The organism is Psychrobacter pulmonis (assembly GCF_904846465.1).
Taxonomy (GTDB): Bacteria; Pseudomonadota; Gammaproteobacteria; order Pseudomonadales; family Moraxellaceae; genus Psychrobacter; species Psychrobacter faecalis.
This window is the reverse complement of the sequence record NZ_CAJHAT010000003.1, coordinates 202,373-223,207: the sequence shown is the minus strand read 5'-3', so window position 1 is coordinate 223,207 and position 20,835 is coordinate 202,373. Positions and strand designations below refer to the sequence as shown.

The 20,835-nt window shown below is 44.2% G+C and carries 16 protein-coding genes; 13 read left to right on the top strand and 3 right to left on the bottom strand.

Going from position 1 to position 20,835, the window contains the following annotated elements:
- Positions 1 to 176: 176 nt before the first annotated feature.
- From JMX70_RS07270 to JMX70_RS07240, 7 genes are all read left to right on the top strand, one after another.
- Positions 177 to 2,009 (top strand): extracellular solute-binding protein, encoded by a 1,833-nt coding sequence (locus tag JMX70_RS07270; protein ID WP_201591087.1) that lies wholly within the window; start codon positions 177 to 179, stop codon positions 2,007 to 2,009.
- A gap of 132 nt (positions 2,010 to 2,141) precedes the next feature.
- On the top strand, positions 2,142 to 2,921 hold the full coding sequence (gene gloB / locus JMX70_RS07265; protein WP_201590867.1) for a hydroxyacylglutathione hydrolase: 780 nt from the start codon (positions 2,142 to 2,144) through the stop codon (positions 2,919 to 2,921).
- Positions 2,922 to 2,963: 42 nt separating this feature from the next.
- Positions 2,964 to 4,034, top strand: coding sequence for a microcin C ABC transporter permease YejB (gene yejB, locus JMX70_RS07260; RefSeq protein ID WP_201590864.1), 1,071 nt, complete (start codon positions 2,964 to 2,966; stop codon positions 4,032 to 4,034).
- Complete coding sequence (locus JMX70_RS07255; RefSeq protein WP_227671195.1) at positions 4,034 to 5,116, top strand: ABC transporter permease; 1,083 nt, start codon at positions 4,034 to 4,036, stop codon at positions 5,114 to 5,116. Before yejB ends, JMX70_RS07255 begins: the two co-directional genes overlap by 1 nt.
- Before the next feature lies 1 nt (position 5,117).
- On the top strand, positions 5,118 to 6,827 hold the full coding sequence (locus JMX70_RS07250; protein WP_144296222.1) for an ABC transporter ATP-binding protein: 1,710 nt from the start codon (positions 5,118 to 5,120) through the stop codon (positions 6,825 to 6,827).
- Between the two features lie 34 nt (positions 6,828 to 6,861).
- Positions 6,862 to 7,071, top strand: a complete 210-nt coding sequence (locus JMX70_RS07245) for a hypothetical protein (RefSeq protein ID WP_191689925.1) — start codon at positions 6,862 to 6,864, stop codon at positions 7,069 to 7,071.
- Positions 7,072 to 7,387: 316 nt separating this feature from the next.
- Positions 7,388 to 8,689 (top strand): iron-containing alcohol dehydrogenase, encoded by a 1,302-nt coding sequence (locus JMX70_RS07240; RefSeq protein WP_201590862.1) that lies wholly within the window; start codon positions 7,388 to 7,390, stop codon positions 8,687 to 8,689.
- A 144-nt stretch (positions 8,690 to 8,833) separates the two neighbouring features.
- Here the strand turns inward: JMX70_RS07240 and folE are convergent, their stop codons facing one another.
- On the bottom strand, positions 8,834 to 9,430 hold the full coding sequence (gene folE / locus JMX70_RS07235; protein ID WP_223808440.1) for a GTP cyclohydrolase I FolE: 597 nt from the start codon (positions 9,428 to 9,430) through the stop codon (positions 8,834 to 8,836).
- A 352-nt stretch (positions 9,431 to 9,782) separates the two neighbouring features.
- Here folE and JMX70_RS07230 point away from each other — a divergent pair, with 352 nt between their 5' ends.
- Both JMX70_RS07230 and JMX70_RS07225 read left to right on the top strand, forming a co-directional pair.
- Positions 9,783 to 10,589 (top strand): enoyl-ACP reductase FabI, encoded by an 807-nt coding sequence (locus JMX70_RS07230; RefSeq protein WP_191689921.1) that lies wholly within the window; start codon positions 9,783 to 9,785, stop codon positions 10,587 to 10,589.
- Positions 10,590 to 10,698: 109 nt separating this feature from the next.
- The gene (locus JMX70_RS07225; RefSeq protein ID WP_201590860.1) at positions 10,699 to 11,397 is read left to right on the top strand and encodes a YoaK family protein; all 699 of its coding nucleotides are present in this window, start codon (positions 10,699 to 10,701) and stop codon (positions 11,395 to 11,397) included.
- 51 nt (positions 11,398 to 11,448) lie between these two features.
- On the opposite strand, the gene JMX70_RS07220 is transcribed toward JMX70_RS07225, so the two are convergent.
- Positions 11,449 to 11,610: a hypothetical protein gene (locus tag JMX70_RS07220; RefSeq protein ID WP_201590858.1), complete on the bottom strand. Its 162-nt coding sequence runs from the start codon at positions 11,608 to 11,610 to the stop codon at positions 11,449 to 11,451.
- 375 nt (positions 11,611 to 11,985) lie between these two features.
- Here JMX70_RS07220 and JMX70_RS07215 point away from each other — a divergent pair, with 375 nt between their 5' ends.
- The 4 genes from JMX70_RS07215 (at position 11,986) to hrpA (ending at position 18,901) form a co-directional block, all read left to right on the top strand.
- Positions 11,986 to 13,407: an SLC13 family permease gene (locus tag JMX70_RS07215; RefSeq protein WP_201590856.1), complete on the top strand. Its 1,422-nt coding sequence runs from the start codon at positions 11,986 to 11,988 to the stop codon at positions 13,405 to 13,407.
- Positions 13,408 to 13,550: 143 nt separating this feature from the next.
- Complete coding sequence (locus JMX70_RS07210; protein WP_201590854.1) at positions 13,551 to 14,159, top strand: DUF1543 domain-containing protein; 609 nt, start codon at positions 13,551 to 13,553, stop codon at positions 14,157 to 14,159.
- 1 nt (position 14,160) lies between these two features.
- Positions 14,161 to 14,475: a hypothetical protein gene (locus JMX70_RS07205; RefSeq protein WP_201590852.1), complete on the top strand. Its 315-nt coding sequence runs from the start codon at positions 14,161 to 14,163 to the stop codon at positions 14,473 to 14,475.
- Positions 14,476 to 14,575: 100 nt separating this feature from the next.
- Positions 14,576 to 18,901: an ATP-dependent RNA helicase HrpA gene (gene hrpA / locus JMX70_RS07200; protein ID WP_227671194.1), complete on the top strand. Its 4,326-nt coding sequence runs from the start codon at positions 14,576 to 14,578 to the stop codon at positions 18,899 to 18,901.
- Positions 18,902 to 19,100: 199 nt separating this feature from the next.
- On the opposite strand, the gene JMX70_RS07195 is transcribed toward hrpA, so the two are convergent.
- Positions 19,101 to 20,513 (bottom strand): aspartate ammonia-lyase, encoded by a 1,413-nt coding sequence (locus JMX70_RS07195; RefSeq protein ID WP_191689912.1) that lies wholly within the window; start codon positions 20,511 to 20,513, stop codon positions 19,101 to 19,103.
- Positions 20,514 to 20,835: the final 322 nt, after the last annotated feature.

Here is a 20,835-nt window from a genome sequence, read left to right as displayed (position 1 = left end):
TTTTAAGTAGCATAATGGGTTATGTGGCAACCTTAACGCTGCAAAGCATTAGGTTAAAAAACCTAAGTTTGTTATGATAAAATTTCGTCAATCGTCTATTTTGCCGTCAGTCGCGCATTTTTTATCCAAGTTGGTTTAGAGTAGAGGGTCGTTATGAGGGTGGTTATACAGTCATGATGCTAAAAAATACCATGCTAAAAGCCGTCTTAGTTGCCATGACTATCAGCTGGATACCTGTTAGTATCGCCGCGCCAATCACCACAACGGCGCTTGGGCATAATAGTACCACTGAGTATATTGACGTACCATACATGCCTTATGCCAATCCCAATGCGCCCAAGGGTGGCACATTATCGCTTGAGGCACGCGGCACCTTTAATGCGGCCAATAAATGGATGACCACAGGTGTGGCAATGGTTGGTACTGACTACCTGTATGATACCTTGATGACAGGCTCACTCAATGAAGCCTTTACCATGTATCCGCAGCTGGCAAATAAAGTCACGTATGACCCTGATGACACCAGTTGGATTATCTATCATATTAATCCTGCTGCGCGCTTTTGGGACGGGACAGCGGTGACCAGTCACGATGTTAAAGCCACCTATGATGCGATACTGACTAAAGGCCCAATGTATATCCGCAGCTATTTGGGCGATATTAAAGACATTGAGATTATCGATAAGCAGCGCGTCAAGTTTGTTTTTAAGTCTGATGAAAATAAAGAGATTTTATTAACGGTTGGGCAATTCCCTATTTTTGCTAAGTCATCGATTGATACAGATTTTGAGAAAATAACCTTGACGCCGCTCATGGGCAGTGGTCCTTATAAACTCGGCCGCGTCGATGCGGGGCGCGCGGTCAGCTATGTGCGTGATCCCAATTATTGGGGCCGTGATTTGATGGTCAATCGCGGTCGTTATAACTTTGATATGATTAAGTTTGTCTATTATCAAAGTGATGAGATTGCTTTTGAGGGTTTTAAATCTGGGCAATATCGCTTTCGCCCGGAAAACAAAGCCTCTAATTGGGCAACAGGTTACAATTTCCCAGCCGTCAAAGCTGGTCTGATTAATAAAGAAACCATCAGCAGCGAAAACCCAGTACCGATGCAGGGTCTGGTGATGAATATGCGCAGGCCAATTTTTCAAGATATTCGCGTCCGCCAAGCATTGACGGCAGCTTATGATTTTGAGTGGATGAATAAAACCTTATTTCATGGGCAGTATGAGCGCTTACAAAGCTTCTTTCATGGCTCAGAGCTTGCTGCTACTGGTACGCCATCTGCGGCTGAGATGCAGGTATTAAGCCCATTGCTAGCCAAGCTTGAACCGATTCAACGGCAAGCGGTACTAGACGAATGGCGATTGCCAACCAGCGATGGTAGCGGTTTTAATCGTCAAGGATTGTTAGAGGCGCGGCAGCTATTGCTAGAGGCTGGTTTTTATTATCAAGATATGAAGTTGTATCAGCCAAACGGTAAGCTTGCTCAGATTGAAATTTTGATGACAGGCGAGACCATGGGGCGTGTCTTGCTACCTTATATCCGTAATTTAAAGCGTTTGGGGTTTGATGCGACCTTACGCCAAGTCGATGGGCCGCAATATTACGAGCGTATGCGTCGTTTTGACTATGATATGGTGGTCGACGTCTTTGCACAGAGCTTATCACCTGGTGCTGAGCAAGCGGCATTTTGGGGCAGTGCCGCCGCTGATGAAGCGGGTAACGCCAATACCATTGGTATTAGAAATATAGTGATAGATGAGGTCACAACCGCACTTGCAAATGCTGAGAGCCGTGATGAGATTGTTTTATATACCAAGGTGCTCGATCGCTTGCTACGGGCAGGTCATTATTTAGTGCCTTTATACGGCAAATCTAGCACCAATGTTGCCTACTGGAATCAATATCGTCATACTGCAAAACTGCCGTCCAATGCGATCGGTATCGATTATTGGTGGTCAGATAAAGAAGCGGAAGCCCGTGTTAATCGATACTTAAAGCAATAGTTTAAGATAATGGCTCAAAACAGTTATTTAAAAATTATCATTTAAACCAATAAGTAAAGTCGCGTTTCATTTGGTTTTTAAAATTTAATAAAAAACATCAGTAATAAAGACAATCACTGCTAAGGATTTTATATGAGTATTCGTATTCACCCCATTAAAGCGTTCAATGACAACTATATTTGGACACTCATTAATGAAAATAATAAGCAGGCGATTGTCATTGATCCGGGTCAAGCCGAGCCAGTTATCGCTTATTTAGAAGAAAATGGCTTGGAGCTGACGTCTATCTGGACCACGCATCATCACCATGATCATATCGGCGGTGTTGCCGAGCTACAAGAATCTTATCCAATGACGCATTTGGTTGCGCATACCGAGCACAATGTCGATGAAGACCAGACCATCAAGGATGGCAGTACGGTCAGTGCGTGGGGCTGCGCCGCGCAAGTGTGGGACGTGTCTGGTCATACCGCAAGCCACATGGCGTATATCTTAGATATCGATGGACAAAAGCATTGTTTTTGCGGTGATACCTTATTTAGTGCCGGTTGCGGACGTGTCTTTACCGGCACGATTGAGCAATTGCATGAGAGCTTTAAGCGTTTAAATGGCTTGCCAGCTGAGACGCTGCTGTATCCTGCTCATGAGTATACTGCCAGTAATCTGCGCTTTGGACTATCTATTGAACCTACTAATGAAGCAATGCAGCAAGCGCTTGCGCAAGCAGAAGAAAAAACTGCCCAAGGTATCCCGACATTGCCTGTGACATTAGAGCATGAGCGCGCAATCAATGTGTTTTTGCGCACGCAAGAGCCCAGTGTGATAGCAGGGGTGAAGTCTAAAGTCACTATCGATGATGACAAGTCTTTGACTATATTTGCTGCGTTACGTGAGCTTAAAAATAACTTCTAAATGCTAAGTTGTCATCTCTCTTTGTTTTAGGAAGCCGCCATTATGGGTCGTTATATCTTAAAAAGGTTGTTACTGATATTACCGACGCTATTTTTGATATTGCTGGCGAACTTTGTCATTGTTCAAGCGGCGCCGGGCGGCCCTGTTGAGCAGCAACTGGCGCTTATCGAGCAAAGCGCAAAGGACAGTGCGCTCAGCGGTAATATTGGCGCGGGCAGTGCCGGCGGCAATAAGAGCACTTACCAAGGCACGCGCGGCCTATCTGAGGAAATGGTCGCTGTTATCAATGCGCAATACGGCTTCGATAAGTCAGCACCTGAGCGTTTTTGGCTCATGCTCAAGAATTACGCCAAGCTTGATTTTGGTGAGTCGTTTTTTAAAGGTCAATCGGTCACCGACTTGATTGTTGAAAAATTACCAGTATCAATCTCGCTTGGGCTATGGAGTACGCTACTAATTTATATGATCGCCATTCCACTGGGCGTGTATAAGGCCATGCATCATGGTTCAGGGATTGATAAAGCCACTGCCATGCTGTTGGCTATCGGCCATGCGATACCCGTCTTTGTATTTGCCGTCATACTGTTAGTTTTTTTTGCCGGTGGCAGCTACTGGAATGTCTTTCCACTGCAAGGATTAACTTCCGAAAATTTCGATCAATTAAGCGCCCTTGGTAAAGTGAAAGATTACTTTTGGCATCTGGCATTGCCGCTCCTAGCAAGTACCGTTGGCGGCTTTGCTGGCTTGACTTACTTGACCAAGTTTAGTTTTTTAGAAGAGCTCGGTAAGCAATATGTCCTTACCGCGCGCGCCAAAGGCTTGGGCGAACGGCAAGTGTTATACGGCCATGTGTTTCGTAATGCGATGCTGATTATTATCGCCGGTATCCCAGCGGCCATCGTTGGGATTTTCTTTGCCGGTAATTTTTTGATTGAGATTATCTTTAAACTTGATGGTTTGGGGTTGTTGGGTTTCGAAGCGATTCAGCAGCGTGATTATCCGGTGATATTTGGTACGCTGTTTATCTTTACTTTGCTCGGGCTGTTATTGCAGTTAATCAGTGATTTGAGTTATCACTTAATTGATCCGCGTATTGATTTTGAGGGGCGCTAATGTCAAGTCATCCATTATCTTCAACACCCTCAAGCGCAGCGTCTATTGCTATAGAAAAAAAACGCCGCCTAAACCCTATCTGGCAGGCGCGTCTAAAGCGTTTTCGTCATAATCGCCTTGGAGTAACATCGCTATTTATTTTTGCCCTGATATTTGTCATTTGTATGGCAGCCAATGTGATTGCCAATGACAAGCCGCTACTGGTGCAGTATCAAGGTGATTATTATTTCCCCGTATTAAAAGCCTATCCTGAAACGACTTTTGGCGGAGTGTTTGAGACCGAAACCAACTATAAGGACCCTGTGGTGCAAGCTCTGATTGATGGGCAGGGCTTTTATATTATGCCGCCCATTCCTTTTGCTGACCAGACACCCAACGTTGAGCTTGGGATTCCATATCCAGCCGCGCCCAATAGCCAGAACTGGCTGGGCACTGATGACTTAGGACGCGATGTACTGGCGCGGATACTTTATGGGTTGCGGGTATCGTTATTGTTTGGACTGGCACTGACGCTCGCGGGGGCACTCATTGGTATTATCGTTGGTGCGATACAAGGGTATTATGGTGGCTGGGTGGATTTGGCCGGGCAGCGCTTTATGGAAGTATGGGGCGGGATGCCTCAGCTGTTTATGATTATTATTTTGGTCAGCTTATTCAGCCCTAGTATCTTTATGCTGTTTGCGATGATGTTGTTATTCGGCTGGATGGGCTTAGTAGGGTTGGTGCGAGCAGAGTTTTTGCGCGCGCGTAATTTTGATTATGTTCGTGCCGCGCGTAACCTTGGGGTATCAGACAGTCAAATCATGCTCAGGCATATCTTGCCAAATGCATTGGCATCAAGCTTGTCACAACTGCCGTTTATTTTAACGGCTAATATTATTGCTTTAACAGCGTTAGACTTTTTAGGGTATGGCTTGCCACCTGGTTCACCGTCGCTTGGTGAGCTGATGGTACAAGGGAAAAACAACCTTGATGCCCCATGGCTTGCGCTATCAGGGTTCTTTAGCTTAACCTTTATCTTATCATTGCTCATCTTCGTTGGCGAAGCGCTACGTGATGCCTTTGATCCGAGGCGCTCCTGATATGACAACTGATAAGATGATAAACGCTAATATGACGACGACTGAGCAAAGTGCTACTGAGCAAAATGCCTATTTAAATCATAGTCATAGCAACAGCCAAAACAAGCTCATGCTGAGCGTAGATAAACTTAGCATCATAACTCATGCAGGTGTTGCTCTGGTAGATAAGCTATCTTATGAGCTTAGGCAAGGGCAGACGTTAGCTATAGTAGGTGAGTCGGGCTCGGGAAAATCGATTGCCAGTCTTGGGCTGTTGGGTTTGCTACCGGACAGTTTGACCGTTACTGGCAATGTAAAATTAGCAGATGTAAAAGGAATGATGACATTACTGGTAGCTAATCATAAGGCACGTAATGCGGCGCTGCGCTCTATACGAGGGCAGCGTATCGGTATGGTGTTTCAAGAGCCGATGACGGCGCTAAACCCACTACATACCGTCGGCAAACAAATTGCAGAATCCTTGCGTATCAGTGGCTTAGCCAAAAAACAGTGGCGCGATAAAAGTATCGCTTTATTAAACGATGTCAATATCAACGATCCTGCTGATAAACTGAATCGCTTTCCGCATGAGTTATCAGGCGGTCAACGCCAACGAGTCATGATTGCTATGGCATTGGCGCAGCAGCCTGATATCTTAATCGCCGATGAACCGACGACCGCGCTTGATGTCACCCTGCAACATGAGATTCTTGAGCTACTAGATAATCTCAAACGTCAGCACAATATGGCGATGATATTAATCAGCCATGATCTCAATCTGGTCAGGCGTTATAGTGATGATGTCATCGTTATGCGCCAAGGGCAAACGATTGAGCAAGGGCAAACGGCAGCGGTATTTAATGAGCCGAAAGCAGAATATACCCGCTCGCTTATTCAGCAAGATTTCGGGCACGCGCTCAGTTTATTGGATGATGAAAGTCAGTTACCAACCGTATTGCAGGTCAGTAACCTAAAAGTGCAGTTTCCGATTGAAAAAAGCTTGTTTGGCGGTACCAAACGCTGGTTTGATGCGGTAAAAGATGTCGATATGACCCTGCGGAAAGGGCAGGCATTAGGTATCGTTGGTGAGTCAGGTTCTGGCAAAACGACGATTGCCCTTGCGCTAAGTCAATTACTCAGTAATCAAGCGCGTGTCAGTGGTCAGATAATGGTCAATGGACAGGACATGACAGCATTGTCCAAACGTGATTTGCGCACCTTTCGCTCGCAAAGTCAAATGGTGTTTCAAGACCCCTTTGCCAGTATCAATCCGCGCATGACAGTCATGCAAATCGTCGAAGAAGGGCTGTTAGTTCAAGGTGTCAATAAAGCAGAACGCCAGCAAGCAGTGATGGATAGTTTGGCGACTGTGCATCTACCAGCTGATTTTGCGCAGCGTTATCCGCATGAACTATCAGGTGGTCAGCGTCAGCGCGTCGCCCTTGCGCGTGCCCTTATTATGCAGCCAAGTTTATTGATATTAGATGAGCCAACGTCGGCGCTTGATAGCACCACGCAGGTTACGGTGGTCAACTTGCTACGGGAAATTCAAGCAAAATTGCAAGTCAGCTATGTGTTTATCAGCCACGATTTAAAAGTAGTACGCGCCTTATGTCAGCATATGATGGTGATAAAAGATGGTGTGTGCATTGAGTCGGGCCCTAGCGAAGATGTGTTTAATAACCCACAGCACCCATACGCACAGCAGCTGTTGCAGGCGAATTTGTTATAACAATAAACGCTATCAATTATTATAAGTAAAAAACATGAGAAAATTATGCTTGATGCTTTTATTTAGCGCTCTATCGCTTAGTGGTTGTTCGGATAGTTCAACCGTAGCTAATACAGAAGATAAATATGCCATTGGCGATCTTGGCGGCGTTTTTGTAAATCTACCTAGAGAATTTGTCGAATTGATTGAATATGATGGCGATCCTAGTTGGGGAGAGAAGCGCGTGGGCAAAAAGCCTGAATGAACCTACAACAAGTCGCTACTGAGACTATTTTAAGTTTTCGTAAAGAAGCAAGTTGATGGCTGATTTTCTTTGTATAAGTAAAGATGCGACGCTAGATAACCAGAACATCGCAGTTCATAATAATCATGACATCCTAAAAATGGCGGTGGTACAATAAGTTTAAACAGTAGTCTGCTTTATATAGACGCTGATGCAGTATTTTTATTCACCGTGCTTTTGTTTTGCAAGCATTTCTATTTTGACAGCGGTGATGATTCGCTGATTCAAGTTGTCGTTATTGCTAGTATTAGCATCATTAAAAAGGATTTTTATACCCATGAAAAAACAAAATACAATTTCTAAATTGGTCAGTAGTACAGGCTTACAACACGCTGGTTATTTGGCGGTTGCTAAGACGCGTGCCAAAGTGCTAAAAGCGTTCGCTTACGTTGTGCCTATCAGAAGAGCGATGTTATTTGTCGGTGAGACCTCATGTGAAGATTTGTGCGACATGCTCATCAATGAAGGCAATACCAATGTTTTTATCGTTACGGACGCAGTATTAAACAAACTGGGCATCCCTGCGAAAGTCACAGACTATCTAGATAGCAAAAATATTAGCTATAAAATCTACGACGGCATTACCCCAGATCCTACTTTTAAAGTCGTCGAAGAAGGATTGCGCAAGTCTGTCGATGCTAAGTGCGACTCGATTATTGCCATCGGTGGCGGCTCGGTTATTGATGCCGCTAAAATGATTGCGATGTCACAGGGCAATAACTGTAAGCCAAAACAGCTTATCGGTATCCTAAAAGCCAGAAAGCCTTCGGTTCCGCTTTATTGTATTCCGACCACAGCGGGCACCGGTTCAGAAGCGACGTTGGGTGCGGTGGTGTCAGATGACAAAACGCATCAAAAAGCCCTGTCTATCGACCCAAGAATGGTGCCATTAGCAGCGGCTATCGATCCGATTATTATGAAAGGCATGCCGGCGCATATCACAGCTGATACGGGTATCGACGTCTTAACCCATGCTTTAGAAGCATGGATGAGTGCCAATGCTAGCGTCGAGACCGATTATTATGCTGCCTCTGCGGTTAAAACTGTGATGCAAAATCTACCCCTAGTTTATAAAGATGGCAGCAACCTCAAAGCCCGTGAAGAGATGGGTATCGCTGCTCACTACGGCGGTATCGCCTTTAATAAAGCCGGTCTTGGCTACGTCCATGCTATCGCTCACCAGTTGGGGGCGCACTATAGTATCCCCCATGGCCGTGCCAATGCCATCGTGCTGCCGTATGTGCTTGACGTCAATCGTAAAGGCAGCAAAAAAAGATTGGCAGAGTTAGCTCGCAAGACTGGTATGGTCAAATCGGGTCAAGCTGGCAAGAGTGATAGCGATATTGCCGATAGTCTCATCGCACAAGTACGCGAGCTGATTGCTACCTTAAATATCGATCCAACCGTTAAAAATATGCAAAGCAGTGATTTTAATGATATTGCCAAAGCCGCGGCAAAAGAAGTCAGCGATACTTATGCGGTGCCGACTTATCTATCTGCTGCTGAAATTAAGGATATTTTAACCAAGATTAAGCAAGCCAGTGATGAGCACGCCAGTCGTGATGCAAAAACTTATTAAGTTGCTTAAGTTATTTAAGCTACTTAATAAGTCCGATTAACAATTTCTAAAAATAAAAAAGAGCACATTGCTGTTATCGCAATGTGCTCTTTTTCTTTACTTCTCGGTTGCTTATAACTAGCACTGGTTTTATTTTAAACGATATTAAAACGCAGGTTTACGCTTTGGCACCGCATCTAAAAACTCATTACGGGCTTGATTGTCGTGTACGTATTCGCCTAGCATCGCTGTGCTGCGCGTGGTTGAATGCTGCTTGTTAACGCCGCGCATCATCATGCACATGTGCGCTGCATCCATAACCACTGCCACACCGCGGCAACCTGTCACATCCATAATCGTTTGTGCCACTTGTTCGCTTAAATTCTCTTGAATTTGCAAGCGACGGGCAAACATATCGACGATACGGGCGAACTTTGACAGCCCTAATACTTGACCATTGGGCAAGTAACCGATGTGCGCGACGCCATGAAATGGCAACATATGATGCTCACATAATGAATAAAATTCAATGTTTTGCACCAAGACCAATTCACGATTGGTCGATGGAAATACCGCGCCATTGACCACTTCTTCCAAGCTTTGATGATAGCCTTGCGTCAAATGCGCAAACGCTTTTGCCGCGCGTATTGGAGTATCTTGCAAGCCAGGACGCTCTAAGTCTTCGCCAGTTGAGGTGATTAGCTGACGATAGGATTCAACACTTTCATGAAAATCTGTTGCTATTGTTGGGGTATTGCTCATAAGTTTGGCAGCCATCCAAAATGTGGGTGTAGCTTAACGCTAATCCTTGTTTACAAACAATGGTTGTAAAGGATTTTTATAAAAATTGTGCAAGCTGGGAGGGCTGTGATTATACTTGAAAACAGCTTAACTTCATACTGCTATGCTCAGTAGATAATCGTTTTATCCATATTAGCTATTACTATGAAAGGAGATTAAGCATTTATAGCGTGTAAGTAAATACAGTATACGAGTGTTTACTTAAATCAATTCGTGTATAATGAGTCATCTTTTAATTTGTGTCTTCACTCGCTATTTATGAGCGAGCTATTAAAAATAATCTGTCATTTAAATTGATTTACGGGGAACTACTATGTTACTACAAGGACAGCGCTTTGTCGTTACCGGCATCGCAAGCAAACTTTCTATCGCTTGGTCAATTGCTGAAGCGCTGCACCGTGAAGGCGCGTCGTTAATTTTAACTTATCCCAATGAAAAAATTAAAAAACGCGTCGATATGGCCGCCGAAGCCTTTGAAGCGGATTTAGTGCTTGAGTGTGACGTGGCATCAGATGAATCGATTGCTGAATGTTTTGAGCAAGTGACCGCGCATTGGGGCGATGGTATTGATGGTGTTGTCCACGCGATTGGCTTTGCGCCGATGGACCAGCTGGATGGCGATTTCGTCAATGCCACTACCCGTGAAGGCAGCCAAATTGCTCATGATATCTCAAGCTATAGCTTTGTGGCCTTGGCTAAAGAAGCACGCGCGCTGCTAGCCATGCGTCATGGTTCTATGTTGACCTTGACCTATGAAGGCAGTATTTCCGTATTGCCAAATTACAACGTCATGGGCATGGCAAAAGCCAGTTTAGAGGCCAGTGTGCGCTACCTTGCTACCTCGATGGGAGGTGAAGGTATTCGTGTCAATGCCATTTCTGCTGGTCCTATTCGTACCCTTGCGGCAAGCGGCATCAAATCGTTCCGTAAAATGCTCGATATCAGTGAAAAAATCGCCCCGTTACAGCGTAATATTACCCAGACCGAAGTCGGTAATGCGGCGCTATTTTTACTATCACCGTGGGCATCTGGTATCACCGGTGAGATTATGTTTGTGGATGCAGGTTTTAATACCGTTGCTATCAGTGAGCAATTAATGATGCTTGATGAGACAAAATAATGGTTGTAAGCAAAGTTAATATGAGTTAAGCAGTAGAGAAGACGGCCAATTGGCTGTCTTTTTTGGTTATAATAAGGGCTTTTTGGTGTTAGGCTATTAGGCAACGAATATGATAACCAGATTACCAAAATGGATATTGTGGGGCGGCGCTGTACTGGCATTTAGCGCAGGCTGCGTCAATACCGCCGCATTAATGGGCTTTACCAATCTGTCTGTCTCGCATGTGACCGGTAATGTCAGCTTGTTTTCAGCGGCGATTGCCCATTTAGACGGTCGCAGTATTTTATTTATCGGTGCTTTGCTGCTGTCTTTTTTGGCAGGAGCAATATTAAGCGGTTTTGTGATTGGGCAACGATCATTAAAGCTGGGTCGGCGTTACGGCAGTGCGCTGTATATAGAAGCGGCGCTATTATTGATTAGCTATTGGTTATATCAGCAGCATGATTACTTAGGACAATTGGCAGCGGCGATGGCGTGCGGCTTACAGAATGCGATGGTCGCCACCTATAGCGGCGCGGTTATTCGTACCACCCATTTGACCGGTCTGACCTCTGATATGGGCGCTGCCATCGGTAACTGGCTGGCGGGACGGCGTATTAGTAAGCCTACATTGGGCTTTCAAGCGATTATTTGGTACTGCTTTTGCGGTGGCGGCGCCGTTGGGGCGTTTTTATATGCCAAAGTTGGCTATGGCGCGTTATTTGTCCCTATTAGCATTGTTTTGAGTGCAGCTTTTTTCTATAACTATATGTCAGACCGTTTGCCAGAAAAAAGACAGCCGAGACAAAAAAAGCGCCCATCTGCTTGATGAGCGCTTTTTATTTTAATTTTTTAATTCAAATAAGCTTAACGAGACAAACTACTTATCGTCTTCTTCGTGATCTTCATGTTCATGTAACCCTTGCATCATATCTAATGCAGAGTCGTCGGTACGCTGCTGATCTTTTTTATCCAAGCCATCTTGATTGATATCTTTTGGTGCCATTTTTGTGGTCGCATCGGTTTTGTTTGAATTTGGCATAGCATACTCCTGTTTGCTTTTATCAATGTCCAATAAAGCCCAATAAAAATTTTAAAAATATAATGGGTAAATTTATCGGCTTTTAGCTTTAATTAACTTATTTAGTATGAGATAGCACTGTACGCTTGTACATACACGGTGTACGCTTGTTTAGTGACGATGTGTAACCGTACATCACAAGGATTACTGCTTAATTTTTCTATAACCATATTTATTGTAAAATTATTAGCAGCACTCTTAAATCAGTTTTTTGTTATATATCTGCTATGATGACGGCGTATTTTTTGCGGTTACCGATTGATGAAGGGTAAATCGCCAAAGTACGCTTTTGTTTCAGGTTTTTTACACTGTCTTTGGGGAAAATAAGGACATTTTATGTCAGAGCAAAAACTAGATAGCCATCTTCCTGATGATGGCAACGAGTATTTATTTACCGACACCTTTCCAAAAGGTACGGGCAAAGGGTTGATAGTGGTCGCTATTGCGGCGGTTATCAGTATGATTATCTATAACGTTTTGCCGTTTGATATCAATGCCAATAAGGGCCTTGCGATGTTGTTTTTCATCGGGGTGCTGTGGCTGACAGAGGCGGTGCACGTTACGATTACGGCGCTTTTGGTCGTCGTCGTTGGTGCGTTGATTGGCATTCCAGAGTTTGATGCGGAGATTGGTTTACAAAGCTTTGCTAATCCGACGATTTATTTATTCTTTGGTGGTTTTGCTTTGGCTGCGGCACTACATGTACAGCAACTGGATAAAAAAATTGCGTTGAAGATTTTATCGATGTCAGGCGGCAAGCTCAGCACGGCAGTATTTTTGATATTTGGTGTGACAGCGTTTTTGTCGATGTGGATATCGAATACTGCGACCGCGGCGATGATGTTGCCACTAGCACTCGGTATTTTGACCCAAGTTGACCGTGAAAAAGATCGTGGCACCTTTGTTTTCGTATTACTGGGTATTGCTTATTCAGCGAGTCTTGGTGGTTTGGGTACAATTGTTGGTTCGCCGCCAAACGCTATTGCCGCAAAGGCGCTTGATATTGCGTTTGTAGACTGGATGAAGTTTGGTATACCGATGATGTTGGTGCTCTTGCCATTGTTATTGGGTGCCATGTATGTGTATTTAAAACCAAATCTAAACCGTAAGATTGTACTGCTTGAAGACGAGCCTATCGCTTGGAATAAACCGCGCATAGTGACAATTATCGTCTTTATCATTACCGCCCTTAGCTGGATATTTTCCAAAAAAATCGGTGCTGCATTAGATATCACGGATACCGATGCCGTAATTGCCTTATCCGCTGCTGCTGCTGTAGTGAGCTTGGGTTTGGTATCATGGAAGCAAGTGTCTGATAATACCGATTGGGGCGTACTCATGCTGTTCGGTGGCGGTATCGCGCTATCGACGATTTTGAAAGTATCAGGTGCGTCTTTGGTACTGGGCGAAACGGTTGCCAATGCGCTGTCTTCAGCACCGCTTATTATCGTCATGATTGCCGTATCGGCATTTATTATCTTCTTGACAGAGTTTGCTTCTAATACGGCTTCTGCTGCTTTGTTAGTACCAGTGTTTGCTGCTATTGCTGAGCAAATGGGACTGCCACACGAAGTGCTCGTCTTGGTCATCGGTATTGGCGCCTCATGTGCCTTTATGCTACCAGTTGCCACGCCGCCGAATGCGATTGTCTTTGGTACGGGTCTGATTAAGCAAAACGAGATGATACGTGTTGGTGTTATTCTAAATATTCTTGCTACCCTAGTCGTCGGATTGTGGGCGTATTTTTTCTTAATCTAGTTTAAGCCGTCATTTACTGCTTTCAATAAAACCCGATATTTACTTAAATATCGGGTTTTTTATTTCCTTTTATTTTCAATGACTGTATAACTAGAACTTTAACGTTAAGCTTTATAGAAGAGATTGGCTATGGAATGGGTAAAATGCTAACACTGTTTATGGTACAACTTGGTGGTCGCCCAAAAGGTCGTTTGATTGAGCAGCACGATATATTTTTTGGCGTGGCCAACCAAGTCAGCGAGCTGATAGACGATATCAATCAGCACTGGCCTGAAGTCAAAAATAAATGGCATATTGACTCGTATCGAGCGATTAGAAAAGTTGATAATTATGCGATTAAATTGGTCGAATCAAGTAGCCAAACAGAGAGTGCCAACGATATAGAGAGTACCAACGATTTAAAATTATTCTTTATCAATTTAGGGGGTTATCAGCGCGGCAGTTTCGAGGAGTTTCATTATAAGCTGCTTATCGTTGCTGCTACTCAAGCGGACGCTATTAAGCAAGCAAAGCAGAGCGAATTTTATAAGCAATTTACTTATAAAGATAAAGAGTCGCCTTTTAATGCCGCCTCGCATATTGATGATAAGTTTGAGGTAGATATCGATGACATATACAACGTCAATGACCTTATCCCCAATGTTCGGTTGCTAATTGAGCCGATTACTAACGATAACAATGAGTTTGCGAATACTGATGATAAAGAGTACGTTGGTTATCTGAGTATCAAGAATTTAAGGAGGTTAGCATAATATGGCTTTAAATATGTACTATAAAAATGGCATCATACGCAAAACGCGCAGCCAAATATCTGATGAGCTATTGACCACGCTTTATCAGATTCATAATAATGCCAATTTTCCACAATTGACGTGGTTAATTGATAACTTTTATGAAAATCCACAGATTCAGCCTAATGTCGCTAAATTATTAGCTGATGAGGTGGTGGCGTTTGAAAGACTGTTACTTTCGTTGCACCTGCCTTTTCCTATGCTGCCATTGCAAAAGCTCCATAGCTTCTTTACGGGAGCTGCAACTAGTGGGCAGGTAATTTATACCAGTAATTAGTGAATTTTTTGCTTTAGCCTGTTTCTATAACCATCTTGAATCACGCCCAAATTACCCCCATAATCTAAGCACTTCCAAATAATAAATAGCCTAAGTAAATATGCCCAATACTTCTAAGAATACTACAGAAACTGCTACTGAAAACACAACCAACGACCTAAGCTCTAATGAATTTAGCTCCAACGAAAATGAAGCAAGTAAAGCCGCCAACCCAAATAATGATGACTCAAATATTACTGTAAACAGTGATAAGGCATCTTCGTACGCGAAGGTTGCCACTGACTTACCAGTTTTAGCCAAAGATAGCTATTATCTCAGTCGTTTAGAGCGTGAGCTGGCGCGTGCCGCTGTGGCTAATAATAAAAGAGATCAGAAGGGTTCTGATAATAAAGCAGAGGACGGGCTAACCAAAAAACGTGCGCAGTATGACAAAATAAAAACCCGCTCACAGCAAGCGGTGCAAGCGCGTATTGATAGTATTCCTCAAGATTTAGCAGCGAAGTTAAATCTTGACTTGCCCGTAAGCCAACGTGCTGATGACTTGGTTCAAGGTATTATTGATAACCAAGTGATTATCGTGGCAGGTGAGACGGGTTCTGGTAAGACGACGCAATTGCCAAAGCTTGCAATGCTGGCAGGTCGCGGTATTACAGGACAAATAGGGCATACTCAGCCAAGACGTCTGGCAGCACGCAGCGTAGCAAACCGTATCGCTGAAGAGTTGGGCGAGCAGCTTGGTAATACCGTCAGCTTTAAGGTTCGTTTTAATGAGCAAGGGTCGGCACAATCTATTGTCAAGCTCATGACCGATGGTATCTTGCTCGCTGAATTGGGTCATGATCGTTTCTTGAGTAAGTACGATACCATTATCATTGATGAAGCACATGAGCGTAGTTTAAATATTGATTTTATTATGGGGTATCTAAAAAAACTGCTGCCCAAGCGCCCTGATTTAAAAGTCATTATTACCTCAGCGACCCTTGATACTAGACGCTTTAGTGAATATTTTAGCCATTATGATAAGAAGCTAAAACGTAACGTGCCTGCGCCGATTTTTAATGTCGAAGGTCGCAGTTACCCTGTGGAAGTTCGTTATCGTCCGCTGACCGATGAGCCAGTAAACAGCTCGGATGATGATAGCTATGATGACTTTGAAGAGAATCTGCCGCGTGCGGTGGTTGCTGCCGTCGAAGAATGTTTTAGCGATGCACAAAATAAAGGTCATGCCGATCAAGCAGATATTTTAATATTTGCCGCGACAGAAGCTGAGATTCGTGAGCTCCAAGAGGTGCTTGAGCGTCATGGGCCAAAACATACCGAAGTGCTGCCACTATTTGCACGGCAGACTTATGAAGAGCAGCAGCGAATCTTTCAGCCGTCAGGTCGCGGTCGGCGTATCGTTATCGCCACCAACGTTGCCGAAACTGCACTGACCGTACCTGGTATTCGCTATGTGATTGACTTAGGATTTGCGCGGATTTCGCGTTATTCGTACCGCTCGCGCGTGCAGCGTCTCCCGATTGAAGCCATCTCACAAGCAGCGGCCAATCAGCGTAAAGGTCGCTGTGGTCGTGTGGCGCCAGGTGTTTGTATTCGTCTTTATAGCGAGGAGGATTTTACTGGTCGTCCAGAATTTACCGAACCTGAAATTTTACGTACCAATCTTGCCTCCGTTATTTTGCAAATGGCCAACCTGAGCTTAGGCAGTGTCGATGATTTTGCCTTTATTGAGCCACCTGATAGCCGCTTAGTTACTGATGGGCATAAATTGCTCGATGAGTTAGGGGCGATTACTTCCAAAAAAGCTTCTCAAAAAGAAACAGCCAGTAATGCTAAAAAACAAAAAGGTCTTGACCATCTAGTTCTGACGCCGACTGGGCAAAAAATGGCACGTATGCCAATTGATCCAAGGCTGGCACGTATGCTAGTTGCCGGTAGCGATTTTGATTGTATTCGCGAAATGCTCATCGTAGTTGCGGCGCTTGCTGTTCAGGATCCACGCGAGCGTCCTGCCAATAAGCGCCAGCAGGCGGATCAAAAGCATGCTGAGTTTCGTCAAGATGATTCAGATTTCTTATTCTATTTGAGCCTGTGGAAAGCCTTGTTTGAAAAGGACGAAGACGGCAACAAACTGTCTGGTAATCAGCGTAAGAATTTTACCAAGAAAAACTATTTGAGCTTCCCGCGCGTCCGTGAGTGGCATCAAACCCATCGCCAGCTGGTACAAATGGTCACTGAGCTAAAACTGACCGATGTTAAGGAGGCAAAAACCACTAATAAAGGTAGCAATAAAAAAGCTTCTTTAGAGAATGTGACTAGCGACCCTACCGCGATTGAAGATGAAGAACTCAAAGCCGTTAAATATGCCAATTTACATCGTGCGTTATTAACGGGTCTGTTATCTACGATCGCGCATAAAACTGAAAATCGCGGTGAGTACTTAGCCGCGCGACAGCAAAAAGCCAAAATCTTCCCAGCCAGTACGGTGTTTAAACAAGTACCGCCTTGGGTAATGGCCTTTGAAGTGGTGGAAACCTCGCAAGTATTTATGCGCACCGTTGCCAAAATTGAGCCTGAATGGATTATCTCAGCGGCAGGCGACTTGTTAAAATATCACTACTTTGAGCCGCATTGGTCGAAGAAGACCGGACGCGTTAAAGCTTACGCGCAGATTAGCTTATTTGGTCTGATTATTATCAGTAAACAGCTGACCAACTATGAGCAAGTCAATTTAAGCGAATCGCGAGAAATCTTTATCCGTGATGGTTTGGTGACCGGTAATTTGGGTCGGCAAGCGCCATTTTTACAGCATAATATGGATAAAATTGCTGATATTGAACGTATCGAAGACAAATTGCGTCGCCGTGATTTATTGGTTGATGAAGAAGCGCTGTATCAGTTTTATGATAGAAAAATCCCCGAGCATATTGCCAGCCGCAAAACGTTTGAAGATTGGCGTGCCGAGGTGGAAAAAACTGATACTAAGTATCTATTCTTCACCGATGATGACGTACTTAATAGCCAAGCGCCAACGACAGGCGATTTTCCAGAAGTGTGGAAACTGGGTGATTTAAAATTACCGCTGCGTTATGTCTTTGATCCGTCAAGCGATGATGATGGCGTGACCATTCGTGTGCCACTGGCAGCGCTACCGCAGCTTGATGCGATTGAGCTATTGTGGGGCGTACCCGGCTGGCGTTATGAGCTGGTATTACAATTGCTCAAGTCATTGCCGAAAGACATTCGCCGTCAAATCGTCCCCATTCCTGATACTGCCGATAGCTTGTTTGATGAGTTGCAGCCTGCTGGTGGGCAAGGGTTGCTTAAGCAGCTGTGCCAAGCTTTAAATCGTCGCGGCATTATGTCGGTGACGCCTGAGAGTTTTAATCCTGCTAGCATTGATCGCTATTTACAGCCGCAAATCTGCGTGGTCGATGACAAAAACCGCATTATCGAAAAAGGTCGCGACCTACAAACGCTACAAATTCGCCATGCTCAAGAGACCCGCCAAGCGGTGAATGAGCAACAAGGTACGCATACGGAGTTTCCTGAGCATTTTGCCTTTAGCAAAAATCATCATAGTGCAGGTGTGGTGATGAAACAGTTTGCTGCTTTGGTCGCAGACGCGTCGGGCGAGGCGGTATCGATTCACCAATATACCGACGTTAATGCAGCGTTGCAGGCGCACCGTATCGGGGTTTTGACTTTAATAAAAGCTAAGCTTGGTGCGAAGAAAAAACAGCTCACCAGTCAGATTGATAAGATATTTAAATTGGCTTTTGCTCCCCTTGGTGATATGGAGAAGCTAAAAACCATCGTTATCGATGCGGCATTAGATGCTGCGCTTGAAGAGCATTATGTGCTATTTGATCATACTGCCGATTTACCTGAAAGCGCTGATGATACTGCTGTTGCCCTTGCAGAAGAATTGCCTTTTACGCCAGAGGAGTTTGAGAAAACCTTAGAAGTCGTCGCTGGTAACTTCCTATTAACGGGTCAAGATGTCATAAAAACACTCAAAAATGTCTATACGCGTTGGCAGCGTATTCGTCAGAGCTTACTCATGCTTGATAGAGAAATATTTGGCGAGTCTATCGAAGATATCGAAGACCAGCTAGAGGATTTGCAGTTGGCTGATTTTGTTTATCGCATGGATTATAGCCATTGGCAGCAGTATCCACGCTATTTGGAAGCATTAGAGATTCGTCTTGAGCGCCTTGAGCACAATCTTGAAGCGGATCTTGATGGTGTCTACGCTCTTGATGAGCATATGGAGCGGCTGGCAAATCGTGCCAATGATAAAGCCATTAGCGAATATCGCTGGATGGTTGAGGAGTATCGCATTCAACTCTTCGCGCAGCCGATGAAAACCCGCATGGCGGTATCACCGAAGCGTCTAAATAAAATGTGGGAGAAAGTGAGTTAGTAACTAGGAATTTTACCGAAAATCCAGTTATCCTAGATAGCTAGTGAGTAGGGTGGGCCCGGCGCACCATTTTCATGTAATTTACTTCTTATCGGTGCGCTTGGCGCACCCTACAATAATTTCCATATCTAATGATAAACAATAAAAAAGGCTGGATTAGCAAACGCTAATCCAGCCTTTTTGTTTAACCATAGATAAACTATAGCAATGCTCTAACCTTTGGATACACCATATTGGCAGGAGACAAGATATCATCTAGCGTTTCTTTGTCCATCAGTTTTTCTTCTAATACGATGTCGTAAACACTGCCACCAGTCTCTTGTGCTCTTCTCGCAACAAAAGAAGAGGCGTCATAACCAAGGTGCGGATTTAGCGCGGTGACCAGACCGATATTATTGAATACCTCGACACTACATGCCTCGTTGTTCATCATCAGACCATCGATACAGCGCGTGGCAAACATCTCACAGATATTAGCCAGCATGCTCATACCCGTAAACAAGTTAAAGGCAATAACAGGCTCAAAGACGTTTAGCTGTAGCTGACCATTTTCTGACGCCATAGCGATAGTATGGTCGATACCCATGACATGGAAACACGCTTGGTTCACCACTTCTGGGATCACAGGATTTACTTTACCCGGCATGATGGAGCTACCAGGCTGCATTTCAGGCAAGCGATATTGCGCTAAACCTGCACGCGGACCCGAAGACTGCAAACGTAAGTCATGGGCAATCTTAGATAAACGCGCAGCAAAGAGACGCAAATTGCCAGACAAAGCCACATAAGCACTGGTGTCTTGTGTCGCTTCAATCAAATCTTCAGCAATATAATAAGGTCTGCCAGTCAAATCAGACAAGGTTTTGGCAACTTCTTCAGAATAGCCCGCTGGTGCATTCAAGCCCGTACCAATTGCTGTGCCGCCCATATTGATTTCATGAAACAGTGCACGAGTAGATTCGATACGATCCATCTCTTTTTTGATCATGGTTGCAAAGGCGTTGAACTCTTGACCCGCGGTCATAGGCACAGCATCTTGCAAATGCGTGCGACCCATTTTTAATTGATCGGCAAGCTCCGCGCTTTTTTTCTTAAGGCTGTTATACAAGATATCCATTTTACTTAATAGATGGACACAGTATTCATCTAACGCCACATTCATCGCTGTAGGGTAGGCGTCGTTGGTTGATTGTGACAAGTTGACATCGTTATTTGGATGCACGTGCTGATAGTCGCCTTTCTCGTAGCCTAGGATTTCTAGCGCGCGATTGGCAATCACTTCGTTGGCGTTCATATTGGTCGACGTACCTGCACCGCCTTGGAACATATCAACGATAAACTGATCATGATATTTATCAGCAATTAAATCATCGCACGCCGCTGCGATAGCATCTTTAACGGTGTCATTTAGCACGCCTACTTTATTATTGGCAATCGCGGCTGCTTTTTTAACGGTGGCAAAGGCACGAATAAAGGTCGAAAACTGGTTCAAGCGCACTCCACTGACCGTGAAGTTTTCAAAAGCACGTAAGGTTTGGATACCATAGTAAGCATCAGCGGGCACGTCACGATAGCCGAGTAGGTCATGTTCTTGGCGAGTAGCAGTTGTCATGCAATAAATCCTTTCAATAAAAAGCCCTGATTAAGACGCAAAGATACCGTCATTTGTTAACATGACAGTAATAGCCTTGCATTGGTAAGTCTATATGGTTGACCTTATAGCATAAGCCTTTTAGGCAGGGATTAACAATGAATATTTATTACATCACTCATAATAAAACAAAAAACTTTATATTATAAATAGTAAGCGCTAAACGTTTTTATCTGAAGAAGGCCGTAAACTCATTAAATCCACCTTCAAAGCAAAGATAATATGATTTTATCTCTACTTTAATATAGTCAGTGTAAAATAAAAGCGACACGTTATAGATTTC

Excerpts from the sequence above, each read along its gene's own strand:
- JMX70_RS07270 (WP_201591087.1), top strand. The coding sequence starts at position 177 with ATGCTAAAAAATACCATGCTAAAAGCCGTCTTAGTTGCCATGACTATC.
- gloB (WP_201590867.1), top strand. The coding sequence starts at position 2,142 with ATGAGTATTCGTATTCACCCCATTAAAGCGTTCAATGACAACTATATT.
- yejB (WP_201590864.1), top strand. The coding sequence starts at position 2,964 with ATGGGTCGTTATATCTTAAAAAGGTTGTTACTGATATTACCGACGCTA.
- JMX70_RS07255 (WP_227671195.1), top strand. The coding sequence starts at position 4,034 with ATGTCAAGTCATCCATTATCTTCAACACCCTCAAGCGCAGCGTCTATT.
- JMX70_RS07250 (WP_144296222.1), top strand. The coding sequence starts at position 5,118 with ATGACAACTGATAAGATGATAAACGCTAATATGACGACGACTGAGCAA.
- JMX70_RS07245 (WP_191689925.1), top strand. The coding sequence starts at position 6,862 with ATGAGAAAATTATGCTTGATGCTTTTATTTAGCGCTCTATCGCTTAGT.
- JMX70_RS07240 (WP_201590862.1), top strand. The coding sequence starts at position 7,388 with ATGAAAAAACAAAATACAATTTCTAAATTGGTCAGTAGTACAGGCTTA.
- folE (WP_223808440.1), bottom strand. The coding sequence starts at position 9,430 with ATGAGCAATACCCCAACAATAGCAACAGATTTTCATGAAAGTGTTGAA.
- JMX70_RS07230 (WP_191689921.1), top strand. The coding sequence starts at position 9,783 with ATGTTACTACAAGGACAGCGCTTTGTCGTTACCGGCATCGCAAGCAAA.
- JMX70_RS07225 (WP_201590860.1), top strand. The coding sequence starts at position 10,699 with ATGATAACCAGATTACCAAAATGGATATTGTGGGGCGGCGCTGTACTG.
- JMX70_RS07220 (WP_201590858.1), bottom strand. The coding sequence starts at position 11,610 with ATGCCAAATTCAAACAAAACCGATGCGACCACAAAAATGGCACCAAAA.
- JMX70_RS07215 (WP_201590856.1), top strand. The coding sequence starts at position 11,986 with ATGTCAGAGCAAAAACTAGATAGCCATCTTCCTGATGATGGCAACGAG.
- JMX70_RS07210 (WP_201590854.1), top strand. The coding sequence starts at position 13,551 with ATGCTAACACTGTTTATGGTACAACTTGGTGGTCGCCCAAAAGGTCGT.
- JMX70_RS07205 (WP_201590852.1), top strand. The coding sequence starts at position 14,161 with ATGGCTTTAAATATGTACTATAAAAATGGCATCATACGCAAAACGCGC.
- hrpA (WP_227671194.1), top strand. The coding sequence starts at position 14,576 with ATGCCCAATACTTCTAAGAATACTACAGAAACTGCTACTGAAAACACA.
- JMX70_RS07195 (WP_191689912.1), bottom strand. The coding sequence starts at position 20,513 with ATGACAACTGCTACTCGCCAAGAACATGACCTACTCGGCTATCGTGAC.